Source organism: Pseudoalteromonas rubra (assembly GCF_005887095.1).
Classification (GTDB): Bacteria; Pseudomonadota; Gammaproteobacteria; order Enterobacterales; family Alteromonadaceae; genus Pseudoalteromonas; species Pseudoalteromonas rubra_E.
This window is the reverse complement of the sequence record NZ_PNCI01000096.1, coordinates 37,130-46,575: the sequence shown is the minus strand read 5'-3', so window position 1 is coordinate 46,575 and position 9,446 is coordinate 37,130. Positions and strand designations below refer to the sequence as shown.

Annotated in this window: 5 protein-coding genes; 4 read left to right on the top strand and 1 reads right to left on the bottom strand. The window is 44.3% G+C overall.

Annotated elements, in window-relative coordinates; translation table 11 throughout:
* The coding region (locus CWB99_RS23090; RefSeq protein WP_249332080.1) for a KAP family P-loop NTPase fold protein at window positions 1–667 on the bottom strand (667 nt) is incomplete at its 3' end.
* A 564-nt stretch (window positions 668–1,231) separates the two neighbouring features.
* Here CWB99_RS23090 and CWB99_RS23085 point away from each other — a divergent pair.
* From CWB99_RS23085 to CWB99_RS23070, 4 genes are all read left to right on the top strand, one after another.
* Window positions 1,232–4,417 (top strand): M43 family zinc metalloprotease, encoded by a 3,186-nt coding sequence (locus tag CWB99_RS23085; protein ID WP_138551468.1) that lies wholly within the window; start codon window positions 1,232–1,234, stop codon window positions 4,415–4,417.
* A gap of 471 nt (window positions 4,418–4,888) precedes the next feature.
* Entirely contained in the window at window positions 4,889–6,682 is a 1,794-nt protein-coding gene (locus CWB99_RS23080; protein WP_138551467.1) for a S8 family peptidase, read from the top strand.
* Window positions 6,683–6,979: 297 nt separating this feature from the next.
* Window positions 6,980–7,831 carry a DUF417 family protein gene (locus CWB99_RS23075; RefSeq protein WP_138551466.1) on the top strand — a complete coding sequence of 284 codons (852 nt, stop codon included), beginning with the start codon at window positions 6,980–6,982 and terminating at the stop codon, window positions 7,829–7,831.
* Window positions 7,832–7,950: 119 nt separating this feature from the next.
* Window positions 7,951–9,159 carry a tyrosine-type recombinase/integrase gene (locus CWB99_RS23070; RefSeq protein ID WP_138551465.1) on the top strand — a complete coding sequence of 403 codons (1,209 nt, stop codon included), beginning with the start codon at window positions 7,951–7,953 and terminating at the stop codon, window positions 9,157–9,159.
* The last annotated feature ends 287 nt before the right edge of the window (window positions 9,160–9,446 follow it).

The following is a 9,446-nucleotide window of genomic DNA, read 5'->3' as shown; positions in this document are numbered from 1 at the left end:
GGTTGGACTTGACCAGTACACTGTCAGGTTCAGGTAGCTTTGCACTGCGGTTAAAGAATCTAGATAAATATTCTCGGCCATCAAATTCCGAGCCGTACACAGCTTTTATAGAGTGCCCCAACTGCTCCGTGTCGGTCGCGACGACGAACATGTATCCGGGCATTTCAAAGAAGTGTTTAATCGTTTCAAGTAGTTCGATTGCATAATTGGGTCTGCATCGATCAAGTTCGTCGACGATGATTACTATTTGTTTTCTGTTTATTACTTCAGAGTATTCACTTAGAAGCTGTTTTAGATCTTGGACAGCTTTTCTCTGTAGTGGATATAGCTCCTGTAAGCTCAATTCGTCTTCATCCTTTATTTCAGCAGACAGTAAATCTTTCGCGGGCGCATATATTGGGCCTAAGCCGGACAATGCAGCAGCACATCCGCCAAGCTTAAGCATTGAATTCCATATTTTCTTTACTTTTTCTCCTACTTCTTTTTCGGCCTTATGTGCTTTGTAGCCCTCATGCTGATCTATCAACTGCGATGTTATTTCACTCACTATTACGAGTAATGGATCTTTGGAAAAGCCTGACTCCCAAGCGTTGATGTACACTACTGGTGCTTGATCCTTATATCTCAGCTGTGAATAGAGTTGTCGAAGAAAATGTGTTTTGCCTATACCCCATGAGCCATTGATATTTAACGTTAGTGGTTTTGTTTGGGCTTTGATGTTACCAAACCCAAGTAATTATTTTCTAGAAAGTCGTATTTGCTTGTACTCTGGATGTGAGCTAGTTCTGGTGTAATCTTATATACTGATTTCGAAATCTTCCTTAAATGACTTTAGGCCTTGAAAAAGCCCTGCTGTTGACCGAACTTGTGACAACCCAAACCTGTCGCTTGTATCGCTAACATTAGCACTAAAAACAAGCCATTACCCTACTTCCTGACGTGACTGCCCTGCTTCAACAAAATAACAATTATGCAAAATATTAAATTATACTGTATACAATATAATTTAACTGATGTAAGTTACACAAAGCTTTCGTAACGTTCAAAAATCCACCGCACCTTTGCGGCTTTTAGTTAGGTGGCTGATATAAATGCACTTTTATTCAGTTCCAGGAAAACAACAGAGTACCTTAATAGGGTACTTGCAACAACACTACAAGTTAACTTCGGGGATAAGAAAATAGGTTCTTAACATCCATATGTTAACAAATAAAAACAACAGGAGAACACTATGCCTTTTTCTAAACGTGTGTTGGCAAAAACACCGACCAGAAAAACACTCTGCCAGGCTACGGCTATTTTGCTGACTACGCTGTCCCCCGTCACTGTATTTGCAGGCGAGCCTGTCAAGGTAAATCAAACTGCACTTGATAGTAGGATACAATCCGTATTTGCAACTTCCACCAGCCATAAACATGCAGGACAGATCTGTGGTACCGACCATAATTCACAGGATTGGTCTGCTATCCAAAAAGAGAATCTCAGACAACGGTCTTTGAGCTCCAGTTTTGCAACGCACATTATGTCTGAGCTTGCGAGTCAGGACGATCTTGCTGCAGAAAATGGCAATGGTGTTCCCGGGCGTTACTATATTCCAGTGGTAGTGCATATTTATGGCGACAGATACAACTGTGAAACAGGCACCTACTGCTTAACCGAGCAAAAAGTCATAGACGGACTGAACAAGTCTAACCAGGATTTCCTGGGTTTAATCACAGATGATGGACCCATTGCGCCCGAGTTTCAGGCGATCAGGCAAAACCTTAACATTGAATTTGTATTGGCAAAAAAAGATCCAAACGGCCAACCAACAAACGGTATTGTCCGCCATCCAGAAAAGGCAGGATATGGTAAAGGCAGTGGCGTTGACGATCAAATTTCAGCCGATGCCTGGGATAACTTTAAGTATATGAATATCTATATTCAGCAAGACTTATATGATGACGGGTCTACCAATAATTCCGGTGTTGCCTGGTATCCTCAATTGAGTATGTCTCAAAATGGCTTGTCACGGGTTGTTTATAATGGTGATTATGTTGGCGCTAACACCAATGAAAACTTCCGCTCTGTTTTGACCCATGAGTTTGGCCACTGGCTAAACCTGCCCCATACCTTTGATGGCGATGTCTGTACAATTCATTCTGAGGCTTTTTGTAATGCGACTGGCGACGGCTCGTGCGATACGCCGCAAATGAGTAGCAGCATATTACAGAACAACGCAAAAAACTGCCTGGGCCAGCCAACAAACACAGAAAACTTTATGCACTACTCTGATAACTATGCCATGTTCACCAGTGATCAGGTAGACAGAATGACCGCTGCCCTTCATGGGCCTGCAAGGGCAACGCTTTGGTCTAATGCAAACCTAATCGCCACTGGCCTTGATGAGTATACCAGCAATGCTGATCATCCATGGGATGGCACGTCCGGCGCGGTTACGCCGCCAAAGGGCGATGTTATTCAGTCGTTTACTAATTTGTCGGGACAAAAAGGTGAAGTGGATAACTACGAGATCTCGGTGCCTGAAGGTACTCAGGCCGTCGCCTTTTATTTAGACGGTTACGATGAAGATCCTGATATGTATGTCTCTAAAGGCAAAGCACCGGTTAAAAATGGCGATACCTGGGACGCTGATTTTATCTCATTCAGAAGTGCAGGCTCTCCGGAGCTGGTAACGATTTCTGCTCCATCCAGTACAGTGCCCTATCACACTGCAATTGACGCTTTTAGCGCCTATTCAGATGCGACGCTCAGTGTCATTTCTGGTACGGACAATACACTGTGCAATGGCTGTGAGCGCGTATTCTTAGCCGAGATTAATAACCTGGAATCTGCTAAAGGTGCCGATCCAAAAATCTATCAGTTTGAAATCCCATCTGATGCTGTACGCACGGTTGCGGTAATGCCCGGCGGTTATCAGGGTGATCCAGATGCCTATGTTAGTATGAACTCGGTGCCAACGGCTGATAACCATGACTGCGGGCCATTCAGTGCGCCAAGACACAGCGAGTACTGCGAATTTGCAGCTGGCGGCGGCCAGTTAAATATCATGATTGACCCTTTCCTAGAGTATAGCGGCGCTTCGTTAGTTGTTTATTATGAACGAGCTGGTGACTCTGACTTACCCATCGCACAAGCGAATGGCCCTTATAGCACCACTATTGGTGAGTCTATTCAGTTTAGCAGTGTGGGCTCAAACGATGCTAACGGAAGTATTGTTAGCTATTACTGGGAGTTTGGTGATGGAAACACCTCCACCGCTGCAAGCCCTGTGCATACCTACCAAAACGCAGAAGTATATACCGTGAAACTGACCGTAACAGATAATGACGGTAATACGGGAACAGATACTGCAACTGCTGAGGTGAAATCTGAACTTGTGGCCCCTACTGCACTAGCCAATGGCCCCTACTCTGCCATGTCAGGACAAGCCGTCGCCTTCAGCAGTGCAGGTTCTGAAGATCCGGATGGCAATATTGTTACTTACCTGTGGGAGTTTGGCGACGGCAACTCAAGCAATGAGCCGAACCCCGGCCATACCTACACTCAGGCTGGCGACTTTACGGCAACTTTAACAGTGACAGATAACGATGGACTGAGCAACAGCGCGCAAGCCGCCGTAAGCATTTCCGGCATTGAATACTGTTCAGCCAGTGGCAATACCCGATATGAATGGATCGCAAATGTACAAAATGGATCGTTCAGTAACCCTTCCCAGGCAGATGGATACGGTGATTTTTCTAATCAGACTATTAAGCTTACAGAGGGAGCTAACCTGTTTACCTTCACGCCGGGTGGAAATTACACCGAGCATTGGGTTGCCTGGATAGATTTTAATAACAATGGTCAGTTCGAAGATTCTGAGCAGGTTATGTCAGACGTGTCTGGTAAAGGTGAAGTGACAGGCTCAATTAATGTTCCTGCAAGTATGGTGGGTTCTAAAGCGAGATTACGTATTGCTATGAAGTACAACGGCGCTGCTGCCAGTGCCTGTGGCTCGGTAGGTGATGGAGAAGTTGAGGACTATACCGTTGAGATCATGCCCAAAGATATCAGTGGCTCGGTACCTGATGCATGTGCGACTCAGCAGCCAGTAAGCGGCGGTCGACTGGTGGCGGGCGAAGCGACCTGTCTGGGCGGAGACGGTACTTTATGGTTATCTATTGGAGATATTACCTCTACACAAAGCCTGGCTATTACAACAGCGCATGGCAGTGGAAGTCTGAACATCCTGTACAAAAATGGTGGCTGGCCAAGTGATAACGATAAGGACGCACAATCTAATTCTGGTGGCACATCGGAATGCATTCAAATCGCAGCTGGAAGCCAGTATTGGTCTTACCTAAAGATCTCTGGCAATGCAGAAAACACCAGCATAATTGTCGACTTTGATGCACAGCAATGTCGTAAACAGTAGTCGATAACAAGCAAGCTTAAGCCAAAAAGCAGCACCTGAACAGCGTGCTGCTTTTTTGGCTATTACTCATTTCTAAGGTGTTTTTGCAGGAACATATCTGCGTTCACAAAGTTACAAGAAAACTGACCGGCCATAACTCAAGATAGTCAGAATTTACAAAACCTACTGGAACTTCTTAACGCAGATCATGTGTTTATTAAAGGGCCAAACAGGTGTAAATCACTCATAATTTATCACTAGCTGTTTACATTCATTTACATGAAAAATATATCATCACATTCCTTAAAAATATGAATTAAATATTACAAAACAACTAGCTGTGTGAAATCTGCTCAACTCTTATAACCCAAATTACATGTAATATAAGTAAACGGAATTTAAATTAAAAGTAACCTCGTGTTTACATTCAAGTGCCTTCTGTACGCATTGCTGAACGGAAGGAACAACAACTAAATCTAGGGAAAAACTATTATGACAACTAATAATTTAAAAATTGGTGCCGTTGCGCTGGCTATTTCAGGCATGTTCGCTGCAACTCAAGCTGTGGCAAATAACGCTGAAGCGTTCAATAGCGTTGCAAGTATGGCGCAGTTGAGCCAGAAAATTGAAGGTCAAAACACCGCAGGTACGCAGTTTATCATTAAATACAAGGACAATAGTAATCAGCTTATGTCCATCTCTGAGGCCGAGATGTCTCCGTCGATGATGAATTCACGAGCACAAACTTTTGTTAAGAGCTTCAAGAGTAAAAAGAAAGCGTCGTTACAAACTAAATATGTCCGTCAAATGGCATTGAGCAATCACCACGTTATGCGCGTTGATCAAACGCTTTCTGCGGCTGATGCGCATAGTCTGATGCAGGAAATGGTCGCGACTGGCAATATTGAATACATTGAAATTGACCAGATGTTGCAACCTTTCGCTACACCTAATGATCCACAGTACTCAAGTCAGTGGCACTATTTTGAGTCTGCCGGTGGTATCAACGCACCTGCTGCGTGGGATAAGGCTACGGGTAATGGTGTGGTCGTGGCTGTACTGGATACTGGTTACCGCCCTCACTCAGATCTGAACGCAAACATCCTGCAAGGTTACGACATGATCTCTAACTTGTCAGTAGCAAACGACGGCGGTGGTCGTGACAGCGATGCACGTGACCCGGGCGATGCAGTATCTGCCAACGAGTGTGGCTATACACATAGTGCACGCAGCTCCAGCTGGCACGGCACACATGTGGCAGGCACAGTCGCTGCGGTTTCAAACAATGGTCAGGGGGTTGCCGGTGTAGCATATGACGCCAAAGTCGTACCTGTACGTGTACTTGGTAAATGTGGTGGTCTGACTTCGGATATCGCAGACGGTATCATCTGGGCATCAGGTGGTTCAGTATCAGGCGTACCATCTAACGCAAACCCGGCTGATGTAATTAACATGAGCTTAGGAGGCAGCGGCGCATGTAGCTCAACGACTCAGAGCGCTATTAACACTGCGCGTGCTAACGGCACGACCATCGTAATTGCAGCGGGTAACGACAACTCAAATTCTGCCAATTTCAATCCGGGTAACTGCTCTGGCATCATTAATGTTGCTTCTGTAGGTCGTAACGGTGGCCGCGCTTATTACTCAAACTACGGTTCAAACATCGACGTTGCAGCACCCGGTGGCGCGCAAAGCTTTGCCAATGATCCGGAAGGTATTTTGTCTACTTATAACTCTGGTAGTAACGGACCTTCAAGTGATAGCTATGCATACTCACAAGGTACGTCAATGGCGGCACCTCATGTTGCAGGTGTAGCGGCGCTTATCAAGCAAGCTAAACCCTCAGCAAGCCCGGACGAAGTTGAAAGCATCCTGAAGAGCACTGCTCGTAGTTTCCCTGCCACATGTAGCAGTTGTGGTAGCGGTATCATTGATGCTTCAGCCGCGGTTGATGCAGCACTAAATGGCACCGGTGGTAATGAGTTGCAAGATGGCGTAACCAAATCTAGCTTGAGTGGTGGTTCGGGCAGTGAAACCTTTTACACATTTAACGTTGGTAACGGGGTAAGCAAAGTGACGTTTACAATGAGCGGCGGCTCAGGCGATGCTGACCTGTATGTACGTGCAAACGCACAGCCTACTCGCACGACTTATGACTGTCGACCTTTTAAGGATGGCAATAACGAAGTGTGTACCGTTAACAACCCATCGGCCGGCACTTTCCACATCATGTTACGAGGCTATTCGTCTTATAGCGGCGTCAGTCTTAAGGCCCAAACAAACTAAGGTTTTGCTGTAAGCCAGTTGACCATGCTCGTGGCTTACACTTAGTTTGGCTATAGCCGATTCAGTTATAGCCAAACTACCAATTGGGCATTGTGCCACCTTTTGCGCAATGCCCTTTCATTTTCCCATGTATGCCAGCGCAGCAACCATACTTCTTTGCATTCGCCATGACTGTACACATACACAGTCTCAGAAATCGCTTTATTTTGGCGATGAACTCATCAAAAAATTAATCCCCACTGAAATTTAAATGGGTTTGCCCGGTCTTCTTGGTACATTCATTTGCATAGGACCATTATGTCACACTCAACAAATTATAAGGTGATTACGTTTGTCGTCGCACTAAGCCTGATGTTACTCGGTAGCTCGTTTATCCTTGGGGGGAATATTGGCTATGTAGAAAAAGCCCTGAGTTTTTATTCGCTGAACGATTTATATTCAATGCAGAGTCTTAGTCAGGTATTTGGGTTGTTTTTCCTGATTACGGGTATAAGCGTTGGAGCCGCGCTTTTTATAACTCAGTTGCGCAGACCGCAATTTGCCTTACTCATTGTGTTAAGTGGTATTATGTTGCTTACGTTGTTTGATGCTGATCGTTGGATTGCAGCGCACGGCGGGTTTCCGGTTATTGGTTCAGGTCAGGGTATTATTAAGTATTTTGCCCTGTTACCTTTGGCGTTTTATTTATGTTTCACTAAGCGGATCTCAGCACGCCAGCACGCAATATTAAATTATATTCCCGTGGCAATCGTACTTTTCTGGATTGGTGGAATGAAGTTTCTGGAACTGGAAGCCAAGGCCATAGTGCCTTTAGTCGAAACCTCCCCGTTTATGGCATGGCTTTATCAGATTTTCACAATCCAGCAAGCGTCAGACTTAATTGGTATTTATGATCTGGGATTTGCAATATTACTTGGCGCCGGCATTTGGCTTGGCCGACGTAATCTGGTTCTGATTGGGATGGCCGGTACAGGTGCTGTGTTTATTATGACGCAGACATTTTTGTTCACAGCCGACGGTGGGTTTTCACAGTCGACCCTGATAGACGGGTTAGGATTATTCATAATCAAAGATCTCTGGTTCATTTGTAATCTTGCCATCATCTTCGAGTACGCTCGCGAATTGCATGCTTCGAAAGCAGAAAATTAAGGCTTTGATATTTTAAGTGCTCGCTGCGGATAACGCGCGAGCTCGGTTTTCCGTTGCAATCTTGCTGAGCTTAGTTCAGAATAAAACACTGTTTATATAATCAGTGTTATACACATACAATGACGCCATTAGTTGATACTCTTAAGCAGCTCAGGTACTTAGTCGCACATCTTGAGGACAATACACTCGAGACAGAATACCCAGATATTGCCAACTTTCTTACCAATGAGGCCTTTGATCCACATTGTTGTAAAAACGATCTGGCGTTTCTATATCAATTTTTGTATGTGTATGGCCGCAAGTCAGAAGCCACATTCAATCGATTTCGTAATGAAATAGAGCGGTTTTATCTGTGGTCCTGGACAATAAAAAAAGCCTCTGTATTTGATCTGAAACGTGAAGACATTGAGGCATATGTTGAGTTCGTCGTGGAGACCAGTGACGATTGGGTTGCCCAATCAGTGCAATGGCGTTTTAAGGATAGTAATGGTTTAAGGGTTGTTAATTCAAACTGGCGACCCTTTGTTTATAAGGCTAATGGGGTTAGTCAGCAAACACTCGCATCAATGTTCACCGCGTTAAATGTGTTTTATAAGTTTGCCATTTTGGAAGAAAAATCATTCGCTAACTTTGTTCCTGTGGTGAAAAAGAACTGCCCTTATCTCGTAGTGCAGTCACAAATTAAAATGCCAGACACACTGAGTGACCTGCAGTGGGAGTATGTGTTTGGTGTTACAAAAGACCGGTGTGAAAAGGACCCCAAGCTTGAAAGAAACCTGTTCACATTAGCGTGTTTAAAAGGCTTATATTTACGGATATCCGAATTGTCTGACCGCCCGCAATGGGCACCTGTAATGAGTCATTTCTGGCAAGATCAAGATGGTTTTTGGTTTTTGCGTATTATGGGCAAAGGAAACAAGCTTCGAGATGTCACATTAAGCGAAGAATTCATCGAGTATTTAAAGCGTTATCGTTTAAGTAGAGGGCTGACTTCCTTACCTCGCGTCGATGAACCCCACCCAATTATTCACAAGCTTCGCGGTAGCGGAGGTATGAATGTAAGGCAAATTCGCAGAATCGTGCAGGAAAGTTTTGATCTGGCAATTAAAAAGCTCAACGAGGATGGATTTCAGGAGGAAGCTGAAAATTTACAAGCAGCTACATCACATTGGCTTCGCCATACAGGTGCAACGCACGATGCGCAGCACCGCCCTCTGAAACATTTATCCGAAGATCTGGGCCATTCAAAAATAGCGACGACCGATCAGATATATATCCAGACTAATATTAAGGAAAGAGCTAAGTCTGGAATAAAACGTAAATTGTAGATCTCGTTTTTATTCTAAATACCACGAAAGCCTAATGATTTATTTGAGCATCATTGGGTATCGCTGTTACGCGAGGAAAACTGAACTTAGTCTGCTTACTAGGTTATAAAACACTCATTAATATAAAATATGATCCGTTCTTGTCGGCTTTGTGAAAAAGGCGTTTAAGCTCAGAATAAAAATTATCACTTCAGTATATCCAAAGCCCTATTCTGATTTATCTACGCTTTCAAAGAGCGTATCTTGTTTAGCTTATTTCAGTTCTGAAGATGGAAGCTCAGGTAATT

Coding starts and splice junctions, on each gene's coding strand:
- CWB99_RS23075 (WP_138551466.1), top strand. CDS start 6,980: ATGTCACACTCAACAAATTATAAGGTGATTACGTTTGTCGTCGCACTA.
- CWB99_RS23070 (WP_138551465.1), top strand. CDS start 7,951: ATGACGCCATTAGTTGATACTCTTAAGCAGCTCAGGTACTTAGTCGCA.
- CWB99_RS23080 (WP_138551467.1), top strand. CDS start 4,889: ATGACAACTAATAATTTAAAAATTGGTGCCGTTGCGCTGGCTATTTCA.
- CWB99_RS23085 (WP_138551468.1), top strand. CDS start 1,232: ATGCCTTTTTCTAAACGTGTGTTGGCAAAAACACCGACCAGAAAAACA.